The organism is Loktanella sp. DJP18, from assembly GCF_049310965.1.
Classification (GTDB): Bacteria; Pseudomonadota; Alphaproteobacteria; order Rhodobacterales; family Rhodobacteraceae; genus Loktanella.
In genome coordinates this window covers 1-926 of record NZ_JBMERN010000350.1, presented here as the reverse complement: position 1 = coordinate 926, position 926 = coordinate 1, and the positions used below count along the sequence as shown (strand labels likewise).

Here is a 926-nt window from a genome sequence, read left to right as displayed (position 1 = left end):
TGATTGGAAATGAGTTGAGTGAATTCAGCAGGTTGTGATTCTGTTCGGTTGTCGAAGCTGAACGGAGATCACGATGACCTGGACCGAACTCACCCGTGCGCAGCATAGGCGCGAAACGAAGCGCTATCCAAGCGATTTGACCGATGCGGAATGGAAGATCGTGCGGCCTTGGTTGCCCGGTCGCAACCGCCTTGGGCGACCACGACGGGTGAAGTTGCGGCGGATCTGGAACGCGATCCAGTATATCGCGGCTTCTGGATGCGCGTGGTCCCTCTTGCCCAAGGACTTTCCGCCGGTCTCGACCGTGCGCTACTATTTCTACCGCTGGCGTGACGATGGCCTGCTGGCCGAGATCAACCGCCACCTGGTCGCCATGGCGCGCCTCGCGGCAGGGCGCGATGTGCAGCCGACAGCGGGTGTAATCGACAGCCAGAGCGTGAAAACCTCTGAAAACACCTCACTTTCTGGGTTCGATGCGGGCAAACGGATCAAGGGGCGCAAGCGCCACATCATCACCGATACCTGCGGCAACCTGATCGCGTGCGAAGTCCACGCCGCCAATATCCAGGATCGAGACGGTGCGCCCGGGGTCTTCGCCAAACTCCGCCGCGAGGCCCCGAAACTGCGCCATATGTTCGCGGATGGCGGTTACGCCGGACCGAAACTGCGCGGTGCCCTCGTCAGCCTCGGGCGCTGGACGTTGCAGATCGTCAAGCGATCCGACACCGCCAAGGGCTTCGAGGTCCTACCGCGCAGATGGGTCGTGGAACGGACTTTCGCATGGCTCGGGCGTTGCCGTCGTTTGGCGAAAGATTGGGAGGCATCCATCGAGAGTGCCGAGGCATGGGTGCTCATCGCCCATATCCGGCGCATGACCCGCCTCCTGGCAAGGGCATGAAATCGTTCACCCCATTCTGAATCGGACT

At 61.2% G+C, this 926-nt stretch carries 1 protein-coding gene; it reads left to right on the top strand.

The window, feature by feature from the left end; genetic code table 11:
* Positions 1-73: 73 nt before the first annotated feature.
* The gene (locus ACOI1H_RS25830) at positions 74-898 is read left to right on the top strand and encodes an IS5 family transposase (protein ID WP_422441201.1); all 825 of its coding nucleotides are present in this window, start codon (positions 74-76) and stop codon (positions 896-898) included.
* Positions 899-926: the final 28 nt, after the last annotated feature.

Excerpts from the sequence above, each read along its gene's own strand:
- ACOI1H_RS25830 (WP_422441201.1), top strand. The coding sequence starts at position 74 with ATGACCTGGACCGAACTCACCCGTGCGCAGCATAGGCGCGAAACGAAG.